We start from the raw sequence: 23,391 nt of genomic DNA on the forward strand, positions 1-23,391 counted from the left end.
CCGGTGCAGCGTCAATAAAAAAAGCCAGGCGACGGGCCTGGCTCGGAGTCCAACGGTATCCATGCGCAGCGCCTTAGCGCTCTCGCGATGCAGCGCTCGAAGGCGGTATCGAATTCCCGATCCTTGCTCCGCAAGCGCCCCGAGCCTCGATGGTAGACGTGGTACGAATCGGCGGAAGACTTTTGCGCCGGTACCTCTCCCTCGTCGGTCCGCTGCATCGCGCGGATCTCCATCATCCCGATAATGACGGTAAAGCCCTTGGAAATGGCCATGGCACCTCCGGGAGAACGCCCGATGGCGTTCAAATTGCTGGGCGGGAGAGGGGAGTCGGGCGGCTGTCCGACGCAGCCGTCTTATTGAACCCAGCATGTGCCATGGCCGCAGGAGGAGCAAGCTCCTCATGTTATCTGGCGCACATATGACGGCCAATGCCGGAACGGATGGGCATGGAAGCGATTGCCGTGCCAGGTCAGAAGGCCGGAATCAGCGATCCCTTGAACTCGGTCTCGATAAACCTGCGTACTTCATCGGACTGGTAGGCCTTCACCAGTTTCTTCACCCACGGTTTGTCCTTGTCCTCCACGCGGGTAGCGATCAGGTTGGCGTAAGGCCCGCGCGCGTCTTCCACGGCGATGGTGTCGCGCTGCAGCGAAAGGCCGGCACGGTAGGCGTAGTCGTTGTTGATCGACGCGGCGGCGAGGTCGTCCAGGGCGCGCGGCAACTGGGCCGCGTCGAGCTCGATGAGCCTGAGCTTCTTCGGGTTCTCCACCACGTCCAGCGGGGTGGCGTTGACGCCGTTCTCGCCCACGCCGGGCTTGAGCTTGATCAGCCCGGCCTTTTGCAACAGCAGCAGCGCGCGGTTGCCGTTGGAGGGATCGTTCTGGATGCCAATGCGGGCGCCTTGCGGCAACTGGTCGGGCGACCCGAACTTCCTGGAGTAGATGCCGAGCGGGGCGGTCAGGGTCAGGCCCACCGGCACGATCTTGTAGCCGCGCGCCTTGATCTGGCTGTCCAGGAAAGGCTTGTGCTGGAAGGCGTTGGCATCCAGGTCGCCCGCGGCCAGCGCCTCATTGGGCTGCAGGTAGTCGCTGAAGGTGATCAACTGGATTTCCAGCCCGTCGCGCGCCGCCACTTTCCGCACCACTTCGAAGGTCTGCTCGGCATTGCCCACCGACACGCCGACCTTGATCCTGCTTTTTTCCTGCGCGTGGCCAACGCCGGCGCCCGTTACCATCAGTAGCGCCGCCATCGCGGCGGCTTGCCATCGCTTCATTCTCTGCTTCCTCGCTAGGTTGGGAGGCCGCGTGGCGGCCGACCGCCGAGTATAGAAAGCGCGCGCTGCGCCGCGAACTGATGGTTTCGTCTTAGCTTAGAAGGCGGGTGCGCAAGGCAGGGACGCTAGGACTGCCTCTCGGCCGTGGCCGGGTTCGGCCCAGTGCCGGCGGCCGGCGCCGTCTGCGTGGACCGGTAGCTGTACGCGAGCGCCAGCAGGATGACGATGGGTACCGCCAGGCACCAGAAGGATGCAAACACGTAGGCATAGGCCCCGGACACGGCCCCGGCGGCGAACGCGCCGATGGCGGGGACCATCTTGCGCAGCCGGTTCTTCGCGGGCGCGATCTTGTCGGCCGGACCGCGGGCCAGTTCTACCAGGTCGATGATGACCTGCGTGCTGTTGCCCGTCATGATGGTGGTCGGCACATGGTCGGTCAGCACGATGCGCGACTGCGCGTTCTGGACCGCCATCGCGGCCACGCCCAGCATGCCGGTCGCGATGGCGGATGGCATGTCGGGTGAGGTGACGGGCGAAGCCAGGCAGCCGGCCAGCATGAAACAGGCCAGCAGCACCCCTTGCGCGACCAGCAGCGGCGGAAGCGGCGGCTTGCCGCGCGCCTGCATGGCATCGATCGCGATCTTGGTAGCCGCCACCGACAGGGCGAACACGGGCAACGCCAGCATCTTGGCCGCCACGCCGGTGGTCGAGTGCGCCAGCTCCACGCCGACCATGACAAAGTTGCCGGTCACGTGCGCGGTGAACAGCCCGAACAGCGCGATAAAGCCGACCACGTCGACATAGCCCGCCACCAGGCTAAGCCAGGCGGCCTTGAGCACGTTGCCGGCGGTTGCCTGGGTTTGCGACGGCGATTGCGGCGTGGTTTGCATGGCGGGATCATGTTTGTGAAGTGGCGGGCGCTTGCCTGTACTACAGCATAGAACGGAACCATGGGTGCGAGAGTCTCAATGCCTGCATCGCTCCCTCCGGACAGGAGCCGCACCCGCCGCTCAGGGCAGCGTGGTGCCTTGATCCGCCTGCCAGATCGCATTGCAAATTCCCTTGATTTTTTCAAAAGCTGGCCCATAATCCGGATGTCATGCAAACGTTTGCAAAACAAAAGTAGCGAGAGAGAGGCATATGGAGACGATACTTGCCCCGAGGCATGGCCAGGGCCTTGCCGTGGTGGACGATGAACACACGCTCAGCCAGCTGGTGAAGCGGGCCATGCACGATACCGCCGACCCGCGCCTGCGCCAGGTCGTCGACGCGCTGGTCGATCATTTGCATGCCTTCCTGAGGGAGGTACGCCCGAGTGACGAGGAGTTCGAGTCCGGGCTGCGCTACCTCGCAGCGCTTGGCCACGCCACCAACGCCACCAACAATGAGGTAGTGCTGGCGGCGGATGTGCTGGGGTTGTCGACGCTGGTCACGCTGATGAACAACGGCACCACCGGCGGCCGCACGCCGGGCGCGCTGCTCGGGCCGTTCTATCGCGGCGGCGCGCCGTCCTACGACTGCGGGGATTGCGTGGTGCTAGGCGAGACGCCGGGCCTGCCGCTGTTCGTGACGGGGCAGGTGCGCAACACCGCGGGCGAGCCGCTGGCTGGCGCGCTGGTGGAGGCCTGGCAGGCATCGCCGGTCGGTCTCTACGACAACCAGGATCCGTCGCAGCCCGACAAGAACCTGCGCGGTGCCTTTCGCACCGATGCGAACGGCCGTTTCCATTTCCGTTCCGTGCGCCCGGCAGGCTATCCCGTGCCCACCGATGGTCCCGTCGGCAAGCTGCTGGCCGAACAGAACCGCCATCCGTACCGCCCCGCGCATATTCATTTCATCGCGGCCGCGCCAGGCTATCGCACGCTGGTGACGCAGGTGTTCGCGGATGACTCCGAACACCTGGAATCGGACGTGACCTTCGGCGTGCACCGCGAACTGGTCGGGCACTTCCGCCGCGTGGACGACGGCGCCAGCCCGTGGGGCGGATTCTCCGCGCCGTTCTACACGCTCGACTTCAACTTCGTGCTGGAGCCCGGCGAGCAGACCTTCCCGACGCCTCCCATCGACTGATTACCTACGACAGAAAAACTCAATATGGCAATTTCAGATCAAGCGGTGATGCCGCAGCTTGCCGGCAAGGTCGCCGTCATCCTTGGCGGTACGGGCGGCATCGGCATGGCCACGGCGCACAAGCTGGCAAGCCTCGGTGCCAGTGTCGTGCTGGTCAGCCGCAAGCCGGAGACCGCCGCGCACGCCGTGGCCGGACTGCCGGCGGGCAATCACCATGCTGGCGTGGCGGAGGTCAGCGACACGGCCTCGCTCACGCGCCTTGCCGATGAAGTCCAGCGCAAGTACGGCCGCATCGACATGCTGGTCAACAGCGCCGGCTTCACCAGGGCGATCCCGCACGGTGACCTGGACATGCTGGACGACGCGCTCATCGACCAGATGTTCGCCGTCAACTGGCGCGGGCAGTTCGCCGCGATCCGCGCGATGGCCCCGCACCTGAAGGCCACCGGGGAAGGGCTGGTGGTCAACGTGGGATCGATCGCCGGGCGCACCGGCATGGGCAGCAATGTCGCGTACTGCGCCGTGAAGGCGGGGCTCGACATGATGGCCGTCTCGCTGGGCCGCGCGCTGGCGCCGGAGATCCGCGTGCTCAACGTATCGCCCGGCGTGGTGGATACGGATTTCGTGCCGGGGCGCGACAGCGCCTTCAACGAGCGGGCGGCGAAGACCACGCCGCTCAAGCGCATCGGCAGGCCGGACGATGTGGCCGATGCCATTGTTGCCTGCGCGACTTCGCTGCGATTTGCCACCGGCACCACCATCGTGGTCGACGGCGGGCGCCAGCTTGGGTGATTCGGCTGCGCTCGCCCGCACCGAAGCGCAAAGAACCCGTTTTCGAGACATCAACCCGTCCGCCATGCACAGCAGAAATACCATCATCACCTGCGCCGTCACCGGCAACATCGTCACCCCCGAGCAACATCCCGGCTTACCCGTGACGCCCGCGCAGATCGCCACCGCGGCACTGGAAGCAGCCGAGGCCGGCGCCGCCGTCGCCCATATCCATGTACGCGATCCCGCGACCGGCCGGCCATCGATGGCGCTCGAGTACTACGCCGAGGTCATCGAAGAGATCCGCAAGCGCAACAAGGCGCTGATCATCAACCTCACCACCGGCCCTGGCGGACGCTTCGTACCGGACGACGACGAGCCTCGCCGGGCCGCCGCCGGCACCACGCTGGTTCGTCCGGAGGTGCGCGTGGCGCATATTGCCGCGTTGCGCCCCGACGTGTGTTCGCTGGACCTCAACACCATGAACTCCGGCCCCGACGTGGTCATCAACACGCCGAAGAACGTACGCAAGATGGCGGCCGTCATCCGCAGCGCGGGGGTCATGCCTGAGCTTGAGATCTTCGACTCCGGCGACCTCCACATGGCGCGCGACTTCATCAAGGACGGCGTGCTGGACGGTCCCGGCCTCTGGACCTTCGTGCTCGGCGTGAAATACGGTTTCGCGGCCACGCCGGAAACCCTGTTCTATGCCCGCAACATGCTGCCGCCGGGCGCGCACTGGTCGGCCTTCGGCATCGGGCGCGCGGAGTTTCCGATCGTGGCGCAGTCGTGGCTGGCGGGAGGGCATGTCCGGGTCGGCCTGGAAGACAACATCTACCTGGAGAAGGGCGTGCTCGCGCCGGACAACGCCGCGCTGGTCGCCAAGGCGCGGGACATCATCGCGTCGCTGGGCGGCGCAATCGCGTCGCCGCGCGAGGCCCGGGCCACGCTCGGCCTGCGGGCGGCATGAGCGCGAAGGCAATCCTGCCAGCGGCGCTCCTTCATATTGACAACACAACTACCTACAAACGTAACCAGGTGCACGACAAGATGAACACTATCCGCGTTTCCCGCAAGGCCGCGAACATCGACGAGCTGCGGCTCGAATTCGTCGGCATTCCCAAGCCAGCCGCCGCTGCCGGCCAGTGCGTCATCGAGGTGGCCAGTGCCGGCGTCAACCCGAGCGACGTCAAGGCCACGCTGGGACTGATGCCGCACGCCGTGTGGCCGCGCGTGCCTGGCCGCGACTACGCCGGCGTGGTGGTGGACGGTCCCGCGCACCTGCTGGGCAAGGAAGTCTGGGGCAGCGGCGGCGAGCTTGGCATTCGCCGCGACGGCACGCATAGCCGTTACCTGACGCTGGACGCCGCCGCGGTGCGCGAGAAGCCTGCCAACGTCACGCTGCGGGAAGCCGGCGCGGTCGGCGTCCCGTTCGTGACCGCCTACGAAGGCCTGCGGCGCGCCGGCTTGCCGAAGGCGGGCAGCGTGGTGCTGGTCTGCGGCGGCAACGGCAAGGTTGGCCAGGCCACCATCCAGATTGCCACCGCGCTGGGCGCTCATGTATTCGCCGTGGAGCGAGAGGCCGGCCCGTATCGTGGCCACGCAAGCAGCACGGTGCGCATAATGGATGCCAGCCGCGACAACATCGCCGAGCTGGTGCGGGAAGAAACCGACGGCCACGGGGCCGATATCGTCTACAACACGGTCGGCAGCCCATACTTCGAGCAGGCCAACAAGGCCATGGCGACCGGCGCCGCGCAGATCTTCATCTCGACCATCGACCGCGCCGTGCCGTTCGACATCTTTGCCTTCTACCGCGGCCAGCATACCTATGTGGGCATCGATACGCTGGCGATGGACAGCATCGCATGCGCGGCGGTCTTCGATCAGCTCGCCCCGATGTTCGCGGAAGAGCAGCTCAAGCCCTTCCCGGTGCGCGCCGACTACACCTTTCCGCTGGCCAGTGCTGCCGACGCGTATCGCGCCGTGTTGCAGGGCGCCCGGGAACGCGTGGTGCTGACGCCGTGAACACGACGCGTTTCGCCACGGCGCCGGCGTATTTTCCGCCCCGGCATGAGGGCATGCGCTGCCTGCGCCTGCAGGGCCACGAGGCAGGGCCGTCCGAGTCGCTCTGGTTAGGCGTCTCGGTCATCCTGCCGGGCGGCCATACCGGGCTGGATGCTTCGCCCCTGGAAAAACACTACGTGGTGCTGGAGGGAGAGGTGACCATCAGCAGCGGGACGGAGGTTGTGCGACTGGCGCAATACGACTCGGTGCGGCTTGCGCCGGGCGAAGCCCGCAAGGTGGAGAATCCGGGCAACCGTCCTGCCATGCTGCTGCTGGCCATGCCCTGTCCGCCATGATCCCGCAGATTTTTTAGTTTGAATGCAAACGTTTGCACATGCTTCAAATTGACGTGGTGAATCGAGCGTTGCGATCCCGTACCAAGGGGAGGGAACATGGAAGAAGCCTGGAGGCGTGGGTGGGAGGATGCAGGCAAGGGTTGTGGCACAGGCGCTGCCGGGCACCGGTGGCTGGCGCTGGTTGCGGTGGCATGCGCTCCGGTGTACGCGCAATCCTCGGTGACGATCTATGGGCGTCTGAATACCAGCATCGAGTATTCGCGTGCCAGCACCGCTATGGACGGTACTTCGCTGGGCGGCGTGGGACGGCTGACCAATAACCGGTCGGTCTTCGGCCTGCGGGGAGAGGAAGGACTCGGCGGAACACTAAAGGCAATCTGGCAGATCGAAAGCAACCTGTCGCTTGACAACGGGACCGGGCAGATTGCGGGACGGAACTCGCGCATTGGCCTGACCGGCAGCTACGGGACCTTCTTCATGGGGCACTGGACCACGCCGTACACCGAAGCCACCATGGAATACGATCCCTATTACCCGACCACGGCCGGGTATATGGCCCTGATCAGCAACGGCGCGGCATCGACCACGAACAACATCCAGAACACCAGCTCCTTCGACCGCCGGCAGCAGAACATCGTGCAGTACCGCAGCGCCGAATGGAACGGCTTGCGCGGAGGGGTGGGCTGGGGCGTGCCCGAGGAAAAGCTCACGACGCCGCGTAACCCGGCGCTGTATTCGTTCGCCGCGACCTATGACCGCGGGCCGCTCAATGTGGCGCTGGCCTACGAACTGCACCAGCATTACCAGACTGCCGGCCGCAACGACGACGCCATCAAGGTCGGGGTGTCGTACCAGTTCCCGACCACCAGGATCGCGGCGGTCTACGAACGGCTGCACTACCGCACCGCCACGGGCGACCTGACGCGCAACGGCTACTACACCTCGGTGGTGCAAAAGCTCGGGCCGGGCAGCATAAGACTGGGCTTCACCTTGGCAAGCAACGGTGCTGGCAACGCCACCGAGACGGTGGGGTCCATCAGCAGCGGCGCGGATACCGGCGCAACACAGATCACGATCGGCTACGACTATCCGCTGTCCAAACGCACCGCGCTCTTTACCTACTACAGCCGCATCAATAACAAGAAAAACGCCATCTACGATTTCGCCATCAACGGTCTAGGGGTGTCCGCGGGGGCCGATCCGCAAACTTTCGCGCTTGGCATGCGCCATTACTTCTAACCCTCGAACCTGACCATCGCACCGCCCAACCGCGGCCGGATTGCGATCCGGCCGGCCAAGAGGCGGTGGAGGAGACAAACGTGATTCGAAAGAGCTTGATACGCGCCGCCGCCGCGGCCGGCGTGGCGGGTGCGTTCGCCCTGCCGGGCGCTTCCGGGCAGGCACATGCCCAGCCGGCCAGGTACCCCACCAAACCCATCCGGCTGGTGGTGCCATTCTCATCGGGCAGCGCCACCGATATCCTCGCCCGCATCGTCAGCACCAGGCTGGGCGAATCCGGCGGTTACCAGATGATTGTGGAGAACCGGCCCGGTGCCGGCGGCACGCTTGGCGCCGCGCTGGTCGCCAAGGCGGCGCCCGATGGCTACACCCTGATCCTGGTGTCGGTCGGGCATGCCATCAACGCCACGCTGTATCCCAGGCTGCCCTACGACACCGTCAAGGACTTCGCCCCGGTGACGCTGGTGGCGACGGTGCCCAACGTGCTGGTGGTCAACGGCGCCAGCAAGCTGGGCTCGGTCAAGGACGTGGTGGCGGCCGCCAAGGCGAAGCCGGGCGCCATGAACTTCGACTCGGCCGGCTCCGGCAGTTCGACCCACCTGAGCGGCGAGCTGTTCAAGATGGAGGCTGGTGTGGACATCGCGCACATCCCTTACAAGGGCACGGGCGAGGCGCTGACCGATGTCATGGCGGGCCGCGTCGACCTGATGTTCGCGCCCACGGTCTCGGCGATGCCGTTCGTGCGCCAGGGCAAGCTCAAGGCGCTGGCGGTCACCACGCCCCGGCGGGCAACCTCGCTGCCGGACATCCCGACCGTGGCGGAGTCGGGCCTGCCCGGCTATGCATTCGAGTCCTGGTTCGGCGTGCTGGCGCCTGCCGGTACGCCGAAGGAAATCGTCACGGCGCTGAATGGCGAAATCGCGAAAGCGCTAGGCACGCCGGCGGTGCGCGAGCGCCTGCTGGTGCAAGGGGCGGAGCCGCGTACGTCCACGCCGCAGGAGTTCGAGCGCTACATCAAGGCGGAGATCGYCAAGCTGGCGCCGGTGGTCAGGCAGTCGGGCGTGCAGGCTGGCCAGTAGGGCGCCGGCAAGCTGAGGTGGCYACGCGCAAGCGCGCGTGGCCACGGCGGCCTGGGATGGAGGGCGGTTCGGCCGTCTTCGCATAAAATGGCATGTTCTCATTCACCGCACCCCCCAGCCTGCCGTCATGGACCAGCGTAAGCGCATTACCCTCAAGGACCTGGCGGCGAAGGCGGATGTCCATTACTCCACTGTCTCCCGGGTGATGAATGCGTCCACCCGGCACCTGGTCGCGGACGAGGTGGCGGAGCGCATCCTGCGCATGGCGGATGAGCTTGGCTTCCGGCCGAACCGCATCGCCGCCGGCTTGCGCACCAAGCGCTCCGGACTGATCGGCGTGGTGCTGCCGGATATTGCCAATCCGGTATTTCCGCCCATCCTCGCCGGGCTCGAAGGCGTGCTGGCCTCCCAAGGCTATGTGCCCATCGTGGTCAATGTCGGCGCCGACAAGGCGCGGCAGCGCTTCGTCATCGACCAGATGCTCGGGCGCCAGGTCGATGGCCTGATCCTCGCCACCGCCGAGCGCGAGGATCCCGTCCTGGATTACTGCGTCAAGCAGAACATCCCCGTAGTCATGGTCAATCGCGGGGAGGATCTCGGCAGGGTGCCCTGCGTGGTCAGCGACAACATGGTGGGGATGCGGCTGGCGGTGGATCACCTCCTTGCGCTGGGCCATCGCCGTATCGGCCATATCGCCGGTCCGGACTCGTTGTCCACCGGGCACCAGCGCAAGCTGGGCTTTATCGAAGCGGTGCGCAAGCACAAGCTGCGCAAGAGCGAATGGATGATCGTGGAAGCGGCGAACTACGGCCGCGAAGCGGGCCGCGAGGCATGCCAGGCGCTGCTCGCGCAGTTTCCCGCCCTGACTGCGATCGCCGCCGGCAACGACCTGGTGGCGCTGGGATGCTACGACTATTTCCGCGAAGCGGGGATCGCCTGCCCTGGCCGGGTCTCGGTGGTTGGCCACAACGATATGCCGTTCGTGGATGCACTCACGCCGCCGCTCACCACGATCCGCATCGCGGTGCACGAAATGGGGGCGAAGGCTGCCACCTTGCTGCTGGCGCGCATCAAAGGCGCAGGCGCCGAGGCGGCCAGCGTGGTGCTGTGCCCGGAGCTGATCGTTCGCGGCTCGACGGCGCCGCCGGCGGCCTGACCGCAGTCAGTCAGGTTTACTCGCCCAGCGGCGCCATGGCAACCTGCCAGCGTGGCCGGCAATCAGGGCGTCAGCGCGGCCACCCGTTGCCCGACGTAACCACCGATGGCCAGCGATGCGCTCAGCCCCGGCGACTCGATGCCAAACAGGTTGAGCAGGCCCGGAATGCCATGCTCGCGCTCGTCTTGCACGATGAAGTCGGTGGCGCTGTTGTGCATTGACGACCCCGGGCCGGCCAGGCGGGGGCGGATGCCCGTATAGCCGGGTTGCAGGTCGCCATCGCGCAGGCCGGGGTAGTAGCGGCGCACGGCGTGGTAGAACGCGGCTTCGCGCGAGGCGTCGAAGCGGTAGTCCACGCCGTCGCGCCAGTCCAGGTCCGGGCCGAATTTGCACTGCCCGCCCAGGTCCAGCGTTACGTGCGCGCGCAGCGCGCCTGCGCGGCCGGCGGGATAGACCAGGCGCTGGAAGGGCGATGGGCGGCCCAGCGTGAAGTAGTGGCCGATGGCGTGATAGAGCGGCGGGATCTTGTCGGCCGGCATGCCCGCGATGGCCGTTGCCACTCGCTGCGCGCCAAGGCCAGCCGCGTTGATGACGGTGCCGCACAGCAATTCCGTTGGTTCGGCGCCGCCCACCTTCAGAACGATGCCATCCGGGGTTGGCTGTCCTGCCAGCACCGGACTACTCAGTGCCAGCGCAGCGCCATGGCGTTCTGCGTCGCCCAGGTAGGCCAGCATCAGGCCGTGGCTGTCGACGATGCCGGTCGACGGTGACAGCAAGGCCCCCGCGCAAGCCACTTCCGGCTCCAGGGCGCGCGCCTCGGCGGCGCCGATGATGCGCAGGTCGGTGACACCCTGGGCCGCGCCTAGCTCCACGTAGTTGTGCAGTTCGGGAAGGTCGGCTTCCTGTACCGCGACGATCAGCTTGCCAATGCGCTGGTAACCGATCCCGCGCTCGGCGCAGTAGTCGTACAGCGCCGCCTTGCCGGCCACGCAAAGCCTGCCCTTGAGCGAGCCCGGCGCATACGAGATGCCCGCATGAATGACTTCCGAATTGCGCGCGCTGGTGTGGGTGCCGAAGGCGTTCTCCGCCTCCAGGATGACCACTTCGCGGCCGGCGGCGGACAGGGTGCGGGCGATGGCGAGTCCCACCACGCCAGCGCCGATGACGGCGCAGTCAACGCTTTCCATTTTGCAGAAACTCCGGTTGAAGAAGGTTGGGCTTGCTTTCCGTCTGGCGTCTCAGGTCAGCCTGATCTGCGCTTCGCGGATCAGCGCGCCCCATTTGGCGTGCTCGGCACGAATGTGCGCGGCGAACTGCGCCGCGGTCTGCGGCGTCGGCACGCTGCCTTCCTGCGCCAGCTTCTGTTGCACGTCCGGGCGCGCCAGCACCCTGATGGTCGCCGCGCCCAGCCGCTCGGTGACATTGGCGGGCAAGCCGGCGGGGCCGACCAGGCCCAGCCACGTGGTGGCCTCGAAGCCTGCGAATCCTTGTTCGGCCACCGTCGGCACTGCGGGCAGGGAAGGCAGGCGCTTCGCCGAGGTCACAGCCAGCGCGCGGATCTTGCCGGCCGACAACTGCGGCATCACGGAAACGGTGTTGCCAAAGTAAGTGTCCACCTGGCCGCCGAGCAGGTCGGTCATGGCCGGGCCGGCGCCCTTGTACGGCACCTGCAGCACACGCACGCCGGCGCGCCGCGCCAGCATCTCGCCGGCCAGGTGGCCCACGGTGCCGTTGCCGGCCTGGGCGATGCCCATATCGCCGTTGCGCGCCCTGGCCGCCTTGACGAAGTCGGCCAGCGTGCGCAGCGGCGAGTCTTGGCGCACCACCAGCACCACGGGCTGTTCCGCCACGCCGGCGACCGGCGTGAAATCCTTCAGGGGATCGAACGGCATCTTCGGGTACAGCGCGGGGTTGATCGCCAGGTTGGCGGCCTGGCCCATGCCAATGGTGTAGCCGTCCGGCGCCGATCTGGCCACCGCGTCCAGGCCGATATTGCCGCCCGCGCCGGGTTTGTTGTCCACCACCAGCGTCCAGTGGTCGGTCAGGGTCAGCTTCTCGGCGACCAGCCGCGAGGTGGTGTCGGTGCCGCCGCCGGGCGGGAACGGCACCACCAGCCGGATGGGTTTCTGTGGCCACGTGCCTTGCGCACGGGCGATGCCGGCGGTGGCCAGCGCCATGGCGGCGGTGGCCTGGAGGAAATGGCGTCGTTGCATGTTTTGTCTCCTGTTTTTCTTGGCACCCGCGCGGGCGGTGCCGCGCCGGATTCAGACCGGCAGTCCCTTGGCGCGCAGCGCCGCGTCGAACCGTTCGGGGTCCGAGGTGCCGGCGGCGTTGTCGGCGCGAATCCGCGCTTCCTTCTGCAGGTGGGCGCCGGTGCGCTGCAGGATCTCGGCGGCCTCCGCGGCGGGCACGGCGATCACGCCGTCCGCGTCGCCCACGATCAGGTCGCCCGGCAGCACGGCCATGCCCGCGCACGAGACCGGCACGTTGATCTCGCCGGGGCCGTCCTTGCTCGGGCCGCGGTGGGTGTTGCCGCGCGCGAAGATGGGCATGCCGTCTTCCGCCCATTCGAGTACGTCGCGCACCGCGCCATCGATCACCAGCCCGCCGAGCTGTCTGGCCAGGCAAGTGGTGCGCATCAGGCCGCCGACCAGCGCCTGTGTGACGTCGCCTCCGCCGTCGATCACCAGCACATCGCCGGGGCGGACCATCATCAGCGCCTTGTGGATCATCAGGTTGTCGCCGGGGCGCACGCGCACGGTGACGGCCGGCCCGCACAGGACGGTGTCCGGCCGGCTGTGATAGGGGCGCAGGCCGATGGTGCCGATATTGCGGCTCATGGCATCGCCGATCGCCGCCACCGGCATTTCGCGGAAGGCGGCGACGAGATCCGGCGCGGGGCCGGCGGCGCAGGGGTTGATGCGGTAGCCCGCGGGCCATGCCTTGTTGCCGGCTTCGGTGCTGCTTGCTTCGTTGCTCATCCAGGTCTCCTTCGTGTCTTGCTGTCGGTTGGGGGCGCGCTGTCACGCGCTGAGGGCATCCGGGGCGCCGTCCAGCACCTGCGGATTGACGCAGGCGGTGGCCGCGGGCGGCGTGCCCTGCAGGAAGCCGAGCACATTGCGCGCGGCGCCGCTTGCCATCGCGGCCAGGGCGGCCGGCGTGGAGCCGCCCACATGGGGCGTGAGGACGATGTTGTCCAGGCCGCGCAACGGGCTGTCGGCGGGCAGGGGCTCGACCGCCATGGTGTCCAGTCCGGCTGCGTAGAGCTGGCCGCTTTGCAGCGCCTGCACCAGCGCCGGCTCGTCGACCACTTCGCCGCGCGCCGTATTGAGCAGGATGGCGCCGTGCCGCATGCGCGCGAACTGCGGCGCGCCGATCATGTTGCGGGTGTGGCTGTTCAGCGGTACGTGCAGGCTCAGCACGTCGCTGGCTTCGAGGAGCGCATCGAGCGTGCCGACAAGGGCCACGCCCTCCACGGGGCTGGCGTGCCCGGCCAGGGCCGGGTCGAAGGCAAGCACCGGCATGCCGAGCGCCAGGCATACGCCGGCGACCCGTTGCGCGACCTGCCCGAAGCCGACCAGGCCCAGCGTGCGGCCATGCAGCTCGATGCCGTCCTGCGCGCGCGACCACCGGCCGGCCTGGATCTCCCGGTCCATCCACGCCACGCGCCGCGCCGCCGCGAACATCAGGCCGAGCGTGAGTTCGGCCACCGACGGGGCATTGGCACCGGGCGTGACGTAGACGGGAATGCCGCGCGCGGTTGCGGCTTCCACATCGATGTTGCTGACGCCTACGCCGTGCTTGGAGATCACCTTCAGCGTGGGGCATGCCGCGATGGCCGCACCGCTCAGTGCGACGGTGCGGGAGATGACGGCGTCCACCGGTTCGGTGGCGAGGATGCGCGCCACCTCGCCAGCGTCATCCGCATTGGCAAGATAGAGAATCCGCGAACCGGCCGCTTGCAGCAGGCGGGCGCCGGCCGGGGCCAGGCGAGGAGCGGTGACGAAAACGGTATATGGCATGGAGATGGTCAGCTGGCGATTGGACAATCGGCGTGCGGCCGATGCGGTGCTGAATTCTTGTCCTCACGACAGATTCCGTCCAGCTTATAATTTTTGGAATTCGTTAAATATTAGTAATCAATCAAGGCTGCCCCCGGCAGCGCACTCCACAGACCCCACAGACTCCAGGCACTCCATGGACCTCCGCGATCTCAAGTACTTCCTTGCCGTRGCCAGCGCGGGTAACTTCCGGCGCGCGGCAGAACTGGTGCACCGCAGCCAGCCGACGCTCACCAAGGCCATCGACCGGCTGGAGGCGTCGCTCGGCGCCGGGTTGTTCGAGCGCGATGGCAGGGGACAGAAGCTCAGCGCGGCCGGTATCGCGCTGCGGGCGCGCGCAACCTTGCTGCTGCAGGAAGCCGACCTGTTGCGCGACGAGGTAAGCGCGATAGCGCGCGGGGTAGCCGGCACGGTACGGCTGGGCAGCGGCCCGCTTGGGGCGGAATACCTGCTGCCCCGCATCTGCAGCATGCTGCTGCGGCAGGCCGCCGACGTGATGCTGCAGCTCACGATCCGCAACAACTACGAACTACGCGACGAATTGCGCGAGGGGCGTCTGGACGTTGTGCTGGGCTTCGTGCCGGAAGAGGAGGAGGAATTCCGCTGCGAGACGCTGCTCAAGGACACCGTGGTCGTCGCGGCAGCGAAGGGCCATCCGATCCTCAAGACGCGGCGCGCCACGCTGGAGTCGCTCGCGGCTTGCCAATGGGCCCTGCCCAACCGCGCGGTGGCAAGCCGGACCTGGCTGGACCATGCCTTCGAGTCGCGCGACCTGCCCCGGCCCGTGGTGCAGATCGAGACCAATTCGATCCCGCTGATTCCCCGCGTGGTGGCGGACACAGAATTGCTGACCTTCGTCTCGCGGCGCACCTTGCGCGCAAGCGGCGGACAACTGCAAGAGGTGCCCCTGGCGGCGGCCACGCTGGTGCGCAATTTTGGTGTGACGTATCGCAAGGACGTGCCGCTATCGCCGGTGGCGGATCGCCTGATCGGCTTGCTGCATGACCATGGGAGCAGCTTGTTCAACAAGGTGGATTAGAACGGCGGCGCGGGCGCGGGAGGAAAGTGGAACATACTGCGGCTTTCGCCCGGCTGCGCTATCCGGACCATTATTTCCCGCGCATCGCGCATCGCGGCGAGCGATGTCCGATGCGCGGCTGGAATTCCGAGGGAGAGGTTGTGAGCGATCAGCCCTTGTCGTCCTGGCAGTACATGCCGGGCCCGCCCCTTGCGCGCTTGCGCTCCTGGGGCTGCACGCTGTCCGGTTTCAGCGAAGACCTGGGGCGAACCGTGCGGCGCGTGGAAGTGGTCAGTCCGCGCATCAAAGTGGTGATCGGCTTTGGCGCCGGTTACCTGCTTGGCGCGGGAAAGAACCAGCGCCGCCACCAGGCGTTCGTTGTCGGCAACCCAGCCGGGCCCACCACGGTGGAGCACGATGACGCGCAGTCCTGCGTCGAAGTCGAGTTGCCGCCGTGGGCGGCTTACAGCCTGTTTGACGGCGCGTCGGATGTCCTTGCCGGCGGAGTTGTCGATCTCGCGGACATCTGGGGCAGCGAGGCGGGCCTGCTGGCCGAGGCGCTGCATGGGGCGCCCGCATGGGAACGGCGTTTCGAGATCGTCGAGCAGGTCCTGGCGCGGCGCCTGGGGGCGCCCCGCAGGGCCGTGCCCGCGGCGCTTCGCTGGGCATGGGAAGAACTCGAGCGCGAGCAAGGGAGCGTCCCGGTCCGGCAACTGTGCGACAGGATCGGATGGAGCGGACGACACTTCGCGGCATGCTTCAAGTGGCACCTGGGCGTGGGTCCGAAGGCCGCGGCGCGGTGCATTCGTTTTGGCAGCGCCCACGGCCTGATGTCCTCGGCGCCGGGCATGGCGCTTAGCCAGGTTGCCGCGGCATGCGGCTATAGCGACCAGAGTCATTTCACCAGGGAATTCCAGGCGTTTGCCGGATGCTCGCCAGCCGCTTATGCGCAGGCCGGGTTCCCGGATGCGCCGGGGAAGCCCGCATCATTGCTGGATGCATAGATAGTCCATGCGGACGCAGGTCATTTTTATTCCAGACCGCATCCGCCGCCAGGCCAGATACTCCGGATTCAACTTCAGCGATCAAGGAGTGCCATATGACTGGCAGCGTGTCTTATCTTGAGATCGGCGGGCAGGATGCCCGCGTCTCGCAGGACTTTTTTCGCCAATTATTCGATTGGCCCTTCCAGCCCACCGAGCTTGCCGGTGAAGGCTGGTTTCGGGCACCGTCGATCCGCGTCGGCTTGCATGGCAATGATCCGGAGCCACAGGTGCTGGTCTTTTTCCGGGTGACGGACATGCTTGCCGCTGTGTCCAGGGTGAAAGCCCTGGGCGGTCACGCCGATGACGCCGGGCCCGGTGAACCCGGGTTCGGTCTGTTCCGCATGTGCCGCGATCCGCAAGGGGTGAAATTCGGCTTGCACCAGTCCGTGGCCGCGTAGGAGCGCGCGGCTGGCGCACCTGGATTTGCATGCGGCGCAGCTACGGGACCGGAACGTCAGGTGCCGGCTGCCGTTTGCCGCCCGCTCGCGCTTGCGCGGCGCTGAACCACGGCCCCGGCCGACGCCTCGTTCTGGAAAAATGGCGGCAGCGTTCGATATCCCGGCTGCCGGGTTGTTCATTCTTTTGGCTGAGGGGCGTGCATACATCGACCTCCTATAATCCCCTGGCGCAATCGCCGCGGAAATGATAGACGAAGTATGTGGTTCAACCATCAGACGTTCTACACAGCCTATGAGCAGGCGTTCGCGCCGCTCTCCGCGCCGAAGCTGTCGGGCCTGGACAGGCTCCTCGGTTTCGTGCAGCTCGATCCGGACGTCGTGGACGTTCGCTGGGTCGCCTACATGCTGGCAACCGTGAAGCACGAGTGCGCGGATAGCTGGCAGCCCATCACGGAGTTCGGAAAGGACTCGTATTTTCTCCAGTACGAGCGTCCGCCGAAGGCCGGACCACTTGGAAATACGCAGGCCGGCGACGGATTGCGGTTCAAGGGCCGCGGTTACGTGCAAATCACCGGGCGCGGGAACTACGGAAAGCTGAGCAAGCGTCTGGGACTGGGCACCTCGCTTGTCGATGACCCGGAGCGGGTCCTGGATCCTCTGACTGCCTATCGGATCATGTCCATCGGGATGCGCGAAGGTGTATTCACCGGGAAAACGCTATCCGCCTACCTCACGGGTGACAAGACGGACTACGTGAATGCGCGGCGGATCATCAACAGGCTCGATCAGGCCGACAAGATCGCTGGCCATGCGGAGCGCTTGCAGGATTGCCTGGAGGGAGCGCTTCAGAGTTGACACGAGTTAAGGCCGGCAAGGCTTGGCAGGTATCGGCAGGAAGCGGGCGTGCCGTCTGGATGGGGGCGGATTGGCAAAATCGCATAGAATCCGCCGGAACCTGTTACCGGATGCCTGCAATGCGCCATCGTCCTGCCGCAAGACTTCTCGTCCTCAGCCCGGCGCGAAGACTGCTGCTGTTTCGTTTCACCCACCGGCAGGGGGCGCTGGCTGGCCAGGACTATTGGGCTACGCCCGGAGGAGGCCTGGAAGCCGGCGAGACTTTCGAAGCGGCGGCGATTCGCGAACTGCGCGAAGAGACGGGGATCCGGGTCGACGCGGTCGATGCGCCGGTGAGCACGCGTGAGGTCTCGCTGCAATTGCCTGACGGAGAACATGTCCTGGCGGTCGAGCGGTATTTTGTCGTGGCGGCAAATGGCGAGGCGCTGTCGCGTGACGACTGGACCGACAATGAAAGGAGCGTGATCGCGGACCACAAGTGGTGGTCGCAGGCGGAGTTGGCCTCGACCACCGAGACCGTATGGCCGGAAGGGCTGGTTGGCATCCTGAAGGCCGCGGGAAGGTTCTAGCCGCCATGCGTATCGGGGGTGCGGCAGCGGCGTCCCCCGATACCTCTTCTTCCCTCAGAACAAGGTATAGCCACCATCGATGACCAGCGTATCGCCCGTGTGATAGCGGGATGCCGCGCTCATCAGATAGATGGCGATCCCGCCGAAGTCGGCCGGCTCCCCCCAGCGGCGCATCGGCACGCGCTTGCCTACCATTTCCTGGAACGCCGGATCCGCCTGCCCCCTGGCGGTCATGTCGGTGGCGATCCAGCCCGGCAGGATGGAATGCGCGCGGATGCCGTGGCGCGCGTACTCCACGGCCAGCGCACGCATCATCGATATCAACCCGCCCTTGGTGGCGGCATAGTGCTGGTTGCGCGCGGCCCCTTCGATGGCCGCCACCGACGCGGTGCCAACCAGCACGCCGCCGTCGCCTTGTTCCAGCATGTGCCGCGCGGCGGCGCGCAGTGTAAAGAAGGCCCCGTCGAGGTTGACCCGCAGCACGCGATGCCAGTCTTCCGTGCCGAGCGTCTCGAAGCGGGCGCCGCGCGCGCCGATTCCCGCGTTGGCAAAGCAGCCGTCTACGCGGCCCAGGGTCGCGACCGTTTCGGCGAAGGCGGCTTGCACCGCGGCCTCGTCGCCCACATCGCAAACTGCCGTGTGCACCCTGCGGCCGTGCGCGGCCAGGCGCGCGGCCGCGTCGGCATTTTTCCGGGCGTTGGTGCCCCAGATCGAGATATCGGCACCGGCCGCCGCCATGGCATCGGCCATGCCGAGTCCGATTCCACTATTGCCGCCCGTGACGAGGGCAACCTTTCCGGTCAGGTCAAAAGCTGTGTAGGTCACGACGCTTCCTTAGCCAGGATCAGGGTTCCTCCCTGCGGCGATCCGGCAGGGAACCTGCAGCAGTGTCGCGAGCGCGGTGCGCCCGTGCGTCGTCCAAAGAGACGAATCTGCGCGCCGGGCGCCTTTCCACGGCTTTACCGACATCGAGGGCTGCCGGCCTGACGCCTGGCGCAATAAAAAAAGCCATTCCGAAGAATGGCCTTTTACACCCCGCGACATCCACACCTCGTAGATCCTGCCCCGTTGGCTCTCTGGCCTGTGTAGGCATGCTGGATCACGCTGCGAAGATCGGCAAACAAGTCGTTCCAGGCGGCAATACCGCTCATGGTCCAGTTGTCAGATCTATTAACTTATGCACTGCGACTTGTCACGCGACGGATCATACGTATTCTTGTTGATACAACGTATAGAGAATAGCCCCCATTTTTCCTCTCTGTTCTCGGGTTCGTCCTCGTTCGCTTGTGCCTTGCCCCCTCCGGGGCAGCGCGGCAGATGCATGGCGTTAGCCAAAGATGCGCGTGTCGGCCGCTGCGTCGTCCCGCTTTGGCAGGCGCTCGCGGAGTAGCCGTTCCAGGTCGCAGATGCGGTGATCGACGCGGGTCTGTTTCCGGGCACGCCGGATCGCGAGTGCTGTACAGAGCACGGCGGCAAAGGTGCAGCATAGCGCGGCGAGCTGTGGCAGATTGTCTTGCATAGGGATACTCGGACTTCTGTGGGCGCCATGGCGCTGTCGGGCGCGGGCAGCGCCAACATGCGGCGTGGCGCAGCCCGCCGCTCAGGGAATAACGGCAGCGGCACGCAAATTTTTAGTTCGGTGGCGGCGCATCTCCGGGTCTGTTTTGCCTATGATTTTTCCATAAGCGTTGCGCAGGCCATGCATCCGGAGCGGCCACAAAGCCGTGCGCACGCGGGTCTGGCGTTGCTTCGTGGCAACGAGCCCGCGCCCGCCGGCTTGCGCCGCCGCCCCCGATAGCCAGCTTGCCGGCCGTGCGGGCAAGGCCATTGCCATCCTCAGTGACATCGCCGCAGCAATGCCTGGTGCGCTAGCCCACGTTCTATTCGCACGGCCGCGGGTAGGCTCCATACGTCGCGGGCAGGTCTGACCCACCTGTTCGCGCTTTGCGCCTCGCCTATCCCCCGGTGGGCGAGGCGTCTTTCTGCACCGGCAGCGTCGCGCCGACAGCTTTCGGGCTTGTTCCGCGGCGGAACAGCATGTTGCCTGTCGATTTCGGAGCCGATCCCAATGCTCGTCGGAAAGGATTTTTTCTTCGTGGTGCGCCATGCACCGCTGGTCTCGATCGACCTGCTCGTCACCGATGCGCACGGCCGTGTGCTGCTTGGCCGGCGCCGTAACCGGCCGGCGCAAGGTGTGTGGTTCGTGCCGGGCGGGCGCATCCGCAAGGACGAAGGCCTGGACGCCGCCTTCCGCCGCATCGTGGCGGACGAACTGGGCGTCGCCGGGGCCAGGCGTGGCGATGCAGTCCCGCGCGGCGTGTTCGAACATCACTATGCGGACAACTTTGCCGGCGAACCCGGCGTTACCACGCACTATGTGGTGCTTGCCTATGCCTGGACCCTGCCGGGTGGCGAGCCGGACGGGAAGCCGCCAGGGCAGCCCGATCAGCACAGCGCGTACTGCTGGATGGCGCCGGCCGAGCTGCTTGCCCGCGACGATGTGCACGAATATACCAAGGCCTATTTCCGCTGACAGGCCCGGCAAGCGGCGTGGCCGGGGAGAACCGTCCTACCAGGTACAGATGCCCCAGTCCGTGAAAAGCGGCATCTCCAGTCCGAGCGCCGCATCGGTCACCGCATGGACCTGCACGAAGGGCCGCTCGGATTCCACCTTGCCGAAAATCGCCGCGAAAGGAATCTCTCCCGCGTCCCGGCCCGTGCCGATGCGCAGCAGGCCGGTGGGAATGGACGTGCCGGAGGGATCGGCCAGGTACCATCTTCCCGACAGGAAGACTTCGACAAAGGCATGGAAATCCGGCGGCCCGAGAGCGGGATCGGCGCCGTAGTCCAGGCTGCTGGAAATGCGCGCGGGAATGCTCAGGGCCCGGYAGATCGCAATCATCAGGTGCGCAAAGTCCCGGCACACACCGGTGCGTTCGACAATCGTATCCACGGCCGAGGTGCGCTCGTTGGTGGACTTTGACAGGAAACGCACGTGGTTGCGCACCCATTCCCGGATCGCGACGATACGGGTGTATCCCCACGGAATGGCGCCGAACTCCCGCAGGGCAAATTCCATCAGCCGGTCGGATTCGCAGTATCGGCTCGGCGCCAGGTAAGGCAGCACCTCGAACGGCAGTAGCGCGACCGGGACCTCCGACAAGGTCGATGGCTCGTCGAGGCGATGGTCGATATCGACCACGGCTTCATAGTGAATGGCCAGATGTCCCTTCGGCGCGCGCAGCCGGATCAGCCGGTTGCATAGCATCGGGTCGTTGTAGTGATCCATGCGCAGCACGGGCGGTAGCGTCAGGCGCTCGGAAACGACCGTCTGGCGGGCGGTACGGGCGGCTTCGATGTTGAAGAGGAAGTCCGCCTCGGCATCCAGGACTTCGTAGGACAGGTCGACCGAGTATCGAAGACGGTTCATTTGATGTCCCTCCTTTTTTTCCGCGCTTTCCGCGCGGCACAACCGGCGCTTGGCTTGAAGAATAGTTTGTGACAAGTTCAACGGATCGCCACTTCCTGCCGTTAAGCGGTGTATCGTGCCCGACCATGGTCACCGGCACTCAGGGGAAAGTCCAGTGAATCCGTTGAAAGCGCTTTGGTGGTGTCCGCTGTCCTTGCTGAGCACCATCACGGTGCCGTCTCCCGAGCCGGGGTTCGAGATGCATGCGGCGGCGGCCGCGTCGGCGGAGCCGAAGGACCGGTTGGACCGGAACCGCGGTGCCGACGGTGCCGACGGTGCCGACGGTGGCGCGGCGCTTCGCGTCCCGGCGAACTAGCCCGGGCGTCGCGTTCGCCACCGGGCAGGGCTTCGAGGCGTTCGCGCGCGTTTGGAGGCGGGGTATCGGCGGGGCAGGGCGCTCGCCTGCATCATTGCGCGCCGTTATTCCCGGGTTGTGGCGTTCAGGCGGCGCGCGTGGTGCTGCCCGAGCAGGCCGATGGAAGCGGCGTAGTTATAGAGTTCCAGGTCGCCACGTAGCCCGAGCCGGCGCATGGCCGACATTTTTTGCGTACTGATGGTCTTGATGCTGCGCCCGAGGCTGACCGCGATCTGGCTGACGGACATGCCGGACAGGTAAAGCCGGATCACCTCGACCTCGCGCGGGCTGAGCGGCCCGAACCGGGCTCGCAGGTCAGCGGGCGGGCCGATGCTGTCCAGCAGCCGCTGTATCGCCGGCGACAGGTAGCGCACGCCGGCGAGCAGGTGTGCCAGCGCCTTCGGGATATGGGATGCGTCGTCGAGCTTGCTGACCACGGACAAGTGGTCGAAGCCGACCAGCTCGCTGATCTGCTCGGGGTTGTGCAGCATGGTGAATACCAGGATCGCCAGTTCCGGGTAGCGGCGGCGCACGAACTCGATCATGTGCAGGCCATCGCCATGGGCGCCGCCTGGCATCGCATAGTCGGTCAGCAGGATCTCGCAGGGCTGCCGGCTGAGCAACGCGAGGATCTCGGTGGAGTTCCGGGCAATGCCGGCGATTTCGACGCTTTCAAACTGCGCGAGCAAGCCGCGCAGGCCCACCAGCATGACGGGATGATCGTCGGCGATGACGATGCGGGATTTGGAGAGCGAGACGTCGGCCAGCATGGGCTCATATCCATGAGTACGTCGGACGGGATGGCTTGCGCCGCGCGAGCCGTTCCAGCTGCGCGGGTGGCTCCGGCGCCCCGGTTGCGCAAATTGGGGTGATATCGCTCATGGCTTGCTTCCGTGTTCTCCCGCCCAGGCCGCGTTACGCCAATGGCAGTGCGGCTGACGGTGGTCAATGGCGGCGCGGGGCGCCGGCGAAAGTACTGTTTTGTGACTGCAGACTGTATCGCCGACGGCACGGTGCTGGTTTGCGAAATTTCCGCATTTTGCGTCCCGCCATGTCAGTGATCCATGTCATTGGTCGCTTTCAGGCGTGCCGCTGCGGAATATGCCGTGGCGGTCGGCCTCGGGCGACGGTCAAGGGGATAGTGGGGATATTGTGTCTTTTGCGGAATTTTCAGCAGCTTGATTCGGAGCATTCGGCGGTCCGGGCAAGACCCGGGTTTCGTGCCGACCACGCAAAAGCGGGACCGGGCTCCGGGGTGCTCGTGGAGAAGAGGGGGAGTGACCAAGGAAAGCAGAACATACTTCGACGATGGACTCAGCGCGGAAGTAGTCGGCGAGATCCTTTTTGGCATCGCGGTCTGCCTGCGTCCAGCGCAGGATTTTCTCTCCTTAAACGCAATTCACGATTCATTTTTATCAGTGAACGTCCAGCCTGAGCCCTGGCTGTGAAGGCGCGATTCGAGGTTGCGGGAGCCCTTCTTTAGGAAATTTCCGATAACTTGCTCGGAAATTTCTGGCCGGCTGTAGCGTAAATTCGCCACATAATCCGCGCTCCACCTTTTGATTATCGGTGTGTCCCGGCGCAGGTGAGTTCCTTGTTGGCTTTTTTTGGGGAGAATGCGAGTGGCAACTATCTTGGTCGTCGACGATCACCCGGCACTCCGCCTGGT

General features: G+C 66.1%; 27 protein-coding genes. 16 read left to right on the plus strand and 11 right to left on the minus strand.

All coding sequences use genetic code 11. From position 1 onward, the window contains the following. Positions 1-11 precede the first annotated feature (11 nt). The 3 genes from AC1DKD_RS13445 to AC1DKD_RS13455 form a co-directional block, all read right to left on the minus strand. Positions 12-272 carry a hypothetical protein gene (locus AC1DKD_RS13445; RefSeq protein WP_276291170.1) on the minus strand — a complete coding sequence of 87 codons (261 nt, stop codon included), beginning with the start codon at positions 270-272 and terminating at the stop codon, positions 12-14. Between the two features lie 197 nt (positions 273-469). Next, on the minus strand, positions 470-1,273 hold the full coding sequence (locus AC1DKD_RS13450; RefSeq protein ID WP_441625218.1) for a MetQ/NlpA family ABC transporter substrate-binding protein: 804 nt from the start codon (positions 1,271-1,273) through the stop codon (positions 470-472). Between the two features lie 125 nt (positions 1,274-1,398). Beyond that, positions 1,399-2,163, minus strand: coding sequence for a YoaK family protein (locus tag AC1DKD_RS13455; RefSeq protein ID WP_441625220.1), 765 nt, complete (start codon positions 2,161-2,163; stop codon positions 1,399-1,401). Between the two features lie 250 nt (positions 2,164-2,413). Between AC1DKD_RS13455 and AC1DKD_RS13460 the strand changes: the two genes are divergently transcribed. The 8 genes from AC1DKD_RS13460 to AC1DKD_RS13495 all read left to right on the plus strand — a co-directional run bounded on the left by AC1DKD_RS13460 (position 2,414) and on the right by AC1DKD_RS13495 (position 9,951). After that, positions 2,414-3,343: a dioxygenase family protein gene (locus AC1DKD_RS13460; protein ID WP_441625222.1), complete on the plus strand. Its 930-nt coding sequence runs from the start codon at positions 2,414-2,416 to the stop codon at positions 3,341-3,343. A 24-nt stretch (positions 3,344-3,367) separates the two neighbouring features. After that, positions 3,368-4,135 carry an SDR family NAD(P)-dependent oxidoreductase gene (locus AC1DKD_RS13465; RefSeq protein ID WP_441625224.1) on the plus strand — a complete coding sequence of 256 codons (768 nt, stop codon included), beginning with the start codon at positions 3,368-3,370 and terminating at the stop codon, positions 4,133-4,135. A 64-nt stretch (positions 4,136-4,199) separates the two neighbouring features. Continuing rightward, positions 4,200-5,084, plus strand: a complete 885-nt coding sequence (locus AC1DKD_RS13470; protein WP_441625226.1) for a beta-keto acid cleavage family enzyme — start codon at positions 4,200-4,202, stop codon at positions 5,082-5,084. Positions 5,085-5,164: 80 nt separating this feature from the next. Continuing rightward, positions 5,165-6,142, plus strand: coding sequence for a quinone oxidoreductase family protein (locus AC1DKD_RS13475; protein WP_441625228.1), 978 nt, complete (start codon positions 5,165-5,167; stop codon positions 6,140-6,142). Then, on the plus strand, positions 6,139-6,477 hold the full coding sequence (locus AC1DKD_RS13480) for a cupin domain-containing protein (RefSeq protein WP_441625230.1): 339 nt from the start codon (positions 6,139-6,141) through the stop codon (positions 6,475-6,477). The genes AC1DKD_RS13475 and AC1DKD_RS13480 overlap by 4 nt, the downstream gene beginning before the upstream one ends. Before the next feature lie 96 nt (positions 6,478-6,573). Then, positions 6,574-7,716: a porin gene (locus AC1DKD_RS13485; protein WP_441625232.1), complete on the plus strand. Its 1,143-nt coding sequence runs from the start codon at positions 6,574-6,576 to the stop codon at positions 7,714-7,716. Positions 7,717-7,811: 95 nt separating this feature from the next. Then, positions 7,812-8,795 (plus strand): tripartite tricarboxylate transporter substrate binding protein, encoded by a 984-nt coding sequence (locus tag AC1DKD_RS13490; RefSeq protein WP_477143371.1) that lies wholly within the window; start codon positions 7,812-7,814, stop codon positions 8,793-8,795. A 127-nt stretch (positions 8,796-8,922) separates the two neighbouring features. Next, positions 8,923-9,951 carry a LacI family DNA-binding transcriptional regulator gene (locus AC1DKD_RS13495; protein ID WP_441625234.1) on the plus strand — a complete coding sequence of 343 codons (1,029 nt, stop codon included), beginning with the start codon at positions 8,923-8,925 and terminating at the stop codon, positions 9,949-9,951. A gap of 62 nt (positions 9,952-10,013) precedes the next feature. Here the strand turns inward: AC1DKD_RS13495 and AC1DKD_RS13500 are convergent, their stop codons facing one another. The 4 genes from AC1DKD_RS13500 to AC1DKD_RS13515 are packed head-to-tail and all read right to left on the minus strand — an operon-like array spanning position 10,014 to position 13,973. After that, entirely contained in the window at positions 10,014-11,138 is a 1,125-nt protein-coding gene (locus AC1DKD_RS13500; RefSeq protein ID WP_441625236.1) for an NAD(P)/FAD-dependent oxidoreductase, read from the minus strand. Positions 11,139-11,189: 51 nt separating this feature from the next. Then, complete coding sequence (locus AC1DKD_RS13505) at positions 11,190-12,164, minus strand: Bug family tripartite tricarboxylate transporter substrate binding protein (protein WP_441625238.1); 975 nt, start codon at positions 12,162-12,164, stop codon at positions 11,190-11,192. Positions 12,165-12,215: 51 nt separating this feature from the next. Next, positions 12,216-12,932 carry an RraA family protein gene (locus AC1DKD_RS13510; RefSeq protein ID WP_441625240.1) on the minus strand — a complete coding sequence of 239 codons (717 nt, stop codon included), beginning with the start codon at positions 12,930-12,932 and terminating at the stop codon, positions 12,216-12,218. Between the two features lie 42 nt (positions 12,933-12,974). Then, complete coding sequence (locus tag AC1DKD_RS13515) at positions 12,975-13,973, minus strand: hydroxyacid dehydrogenase (protein ID WP_441625242.1); 999 nt, start codon at positions 13,971-13,973, stop codon at positions 12,975-12,977. Positions 13,974-14,148: 175 nt separating this feature from the next. On the opposite strand from AC1DKD_RS13515, the gene AC1DKD_RS13520 reads away from it, so the two are divergent. From AC1DKD_RS13520 to AC1DKD_RS13540, 5 genes are all read left to right on the plus strand, one after another. Continuing rightward, positions 14,149-15,051, plus strand: a complete 903-nt coding sequence (locus AC1DKD_RS13520) for a LysR family transcriptional regulator (protein ID WP_441625244.1) — start codon at positions 14,149-14,151, stop codon at positions 15,049-15,051. 26 nt (positions 15,052-15,077) lie between these two features. Beyond that, positions 15,078-16,034, plus strand: a complete 957-nt coding sequence (locus AC1DKD_RS13525; RefSeq protein ID WP_441625246.1) for an AraC family transcriptional regulator — start codon at positions 15,078-15,080, stop codon at positions 16,032-16,034. Between the two features lie 95 nt (positions 16,035-16,129). Further along, complete coding sequence (locus AC1DKD_RS13530; RefSeq protein WP_441625248.1) at positions 16,130-16,474, plus strand: VOC family protein; 345 nt, start codon at positions 16,130-16,132, stop codon at positions 16,472-16,474. Positions 16,475-16,732: 258 nt separating this feature from the next. Continuing rightward, positions 16,733-17,329, plus strand: a complete 597-nt coding sequence (locus AC1DKD_RS13535) for a hypothetical protein (protein WP_441625250.1) — start codon at positions 16,733-16,735, stop codon at positions 17,327-17,329. A 119-nt stretch (positions 17,330-17,448) separates the two neighbouring features. Next, positions 17,449-17,898, plus strand: coding sequence for an NUDIX hydrolase (locus AC1DKD_RS13540; protein WP_441625252.1), 450 nt, complete (start codon positions 17,449-17,451; stop codon positions 17,896-17,898). Positions 17,899-17,952: 54 nt separating this feature from the next. On the opposite strand, the gene AC1DKD_RS13545 is transcribed toward AC1DKD_RS13540, so the two are convergent. Further along, positions 17,953-18,723, minus strand: a complete 771-nt coding sequence (locus AC1DKD_RS13545; RefSeq protein WP_441625254.1) for an SDR family NAD(P)-dependent oxidoreductase — start codon at positions 18,721-18,723, stop codon at positions 17,953-17,955. 502 nt (positions 18,724-19,225) lie between these two features. After that, entirely contained in the window at positions 19,226-19,417 is a 192-nt protein-coding gene (locus tag AC1DKD_RS13550; protein WP_441625256.1) for a hypothetical protein, read from the minus strand. Between the two features lie 549 nt (positions 19,418-19,966). Here AC1DKD_RS13550 and AC1DKD_RS13555 point away from each other — a divergent pair. After that, entirely contained in the window at positions 19,967-20,431 is a 465-nt protein-coding gene (locus AC1DKD_RS13555; RefSeq protein WP_441625258.1) for a GDP-mannose mannosyl hydrolase, read from the plus strand. Between the two features lie 36 nt (positions 20,432-20,467). Here the strand turns inward: AC1DKD_RS13555 and AC1DKD_RS13560 are convergent, their stop codons facing one another. Next, entirely contained in the window at positions 20,468-21,328 is an 861-nt protein-coding gene (locus AC1DKD_RS13560; RefSeq protein ID WP_477143369.1) for a transglutaminase-like domain-containing protein, read from the minus strand. Positions 21,329-21,482: 154 nt separating this feature from the next. Here AC1DKD_RS13560 and AC1DKD_RS13565 point away from each other — a divergent pair, with 154 nt between their 5' ends. Beyond that, the gene (locus tag AC1DKD_RS13565; protein WP_441625262.1) at positions 21,483-21,683 is read left to right on the plus strand and encodes a hypothetical protein; all 201 of its coding nucleotides are present in this window, start codon (positions 21,483-21,485) and stop codon (positions 21,681-21,683) included. A 104-nt stretch (positions 21,684-21,787) separates the two neighbouring features. Here the strand turns inward: AC1DKD_RS13565 and AC1DKD_RS13570 are convergent, their stop codons facing one another. Beyond that, positions 21,788-22,492: a response regulator gene (locus tag AC1DKD_RS13570; RefSeq protein WP_441625264.1), complete on the minus strand. Its 705-nt coding sequence runs from the start codon at positions 22,490-22,492 to the stop codon at positions 21,788-21,790. A 507-nt stretch (positions 22,493-22,999) separates the two neighbouring features. On the opposite strand from AC1DKD_RS13570, the gene AC1DKD_RS13575 reads away from it, so the two are divergent. Continuing rightward, entirely contained in the window at positions 23,000-23,170 is a 171-nt protein-coding gene (locus AC1DKD_RS13575; RefSeq protein WP_441625266.1) for a hypothetical protein, read from the plus strand. Positions 23,171-23,391 lie beyond the last annotated feature (221 nt).

The sequence above is a fragment of the Cupriavidus sp. 05T313 genome, from assembly GCF_056396665.1.

What these genes read in the sequence shown, in the direction of transcription:
- AC1DKD_RS13445 (WP_276291170.1), bottom strand. Translation starts at nt 272, where the DNA reads ATGGCCATTTCCAAGGGCTTTACCGTCATTATCGGGATGATGGAGATC.
- AC1DKD_RS13450 (WP_441625218.1), bottom strand. Translation starts at nt 1,273, where the DNA reads ATGAAGCGATGGCAAGCCGCCGCGATGGCGGCGCTACTGATGGTAACG.
- AC1DKD_RS13455 (WP_441625220.1), bottom strand. Translation starts at nt 2,163, where the DNA reads ATGCAAACCACGCCGCAATCGCCGTCGCAAACCCAGGCAACCGCCGGC.
- AC1DKD_RS13460 (WP_441625222.1), top strand. Translation starts at nt 2,414, where the DNA reads ATGGAGACGATACTTGCCCCGAGGCATGGCCAGGGCCTTGCCGTGGTG.
- AC1DKD_RS13465 (WP_441625224.1), top strand. Translation starts at nt 3,368, where the DNA reads ATGGCAATTTCAGATCAAGCGGTGATGCCGCAGCTTGCCGGCAAGGTC.
- AC1DKD_RS13470 (WP_441625226.1), top strand. Translation starts at nt 4,200, where the DNA reads ATGCACAGCAGAAATACCATCATCACCTGCGCCGTCACCGGCAACATC.
- AC1DKD_RS13475 (WP_441625228.1), top strand. Translation starts at nt 5,165, where the DNA reads ATGAACACTATCCGCGTTTCCCGCAAGGCCGCGAACATCGACGAGCTG.
- AC1DKD_RS13485 (WP_441625232.1), top strand. Translation starts at nt 6,574, where the DNA reads ATGGAAGAAGCCTGGAGGCGTGGGTGGGAGGATGCAGGCAAGGGTTGT.
- AC1DKD_RS13495 (WP_441625234.1), top strand. Translation starts at nt 8,923, where the DNA reads ATGGACCAGCGTAAGCGCATTACCCTCAAGGACCTGGCGGCGAAGGCG.
- AC1DKD_RS13500 (WP_441625236.1), bottom strand. Translation starts at nt 11,138, where the DNA reads ATGGAAAGCGTTGACTGCGCCGTCATCGGCGCTGGCGTGGTGGGACTC.
- AC1DKD_RS13505 (WP_441625238.1), bottom strand. Translation starts at nt 12,164, where the DNA reads ATGCAACGACGCCATTTCCTCCAGGCCACCGCCGCCATGGCGCTGGCC.
- AC1DKD_RS13510 (WP_441625240.1), bottom strand. Translation starts at nt 12,932, where the DNA reads ATGAGCAACGAAGCAAGCAGCACCGAAGCCGGCAACAAGGCATGGCCC.
- AC1DKD_RS13515 (WP_441625242.1), bottom strand. Translation starts at nt 13,973, where the DNA reads ATGCCATATACCGTTTTCGTCACCGCTCCTCGCCTGGCCCCGGCCGGC.
- AC1DKD_RS13530 (WP_441625248.1), top strand. Translation starts at nt 16,130, where the DNA reads ATGACTGGCAGCGTGTCTTATCTTGAGATCGGCGGGCAGGATGCCCGC.
- AC1DKD_RS13535 (WP_441625250.1), top strand. Translation starts at nt 16,733, where the DNA reads ATGTGGTTCAACCATCAGACGTTCTACACAGCCTATGAGCAGGCGTTC.
- AC1DKD_RS13540 (WP_441625252.1), top strand. Translation starts at nt 17,449, where the DNA reads ATGCGCCATCGTCCTGCCGCAAGACTTCTCGTCCTCAGCCCGGCGCGA.
- AC1DKD_RS13550 (WP_441625256.1), bottom strand. Translation starts at nt 19,417, where the DNA reads ATGCAAGACAATCTGCCACAGCTCGCCGCGCTATGCTGCACCTTTGCC.
- AC1DKD_RS13555 (WP_441625258.1), top strand. Translation starts at nt 19,967, where the DNA reads ATGCTCGTCGGAAAGGATTTTTTCTTCGTGGTGCGCCATGCACCGCTG.
- AC1DKD_RS13570 (WP_441625264.1), bottom strand. Translation starts at nt 22,492, where the DNA reads ATGCTGGCCGACGTCTCGCTCTCCAAATCCCGCATCGTCATCGCCGAC.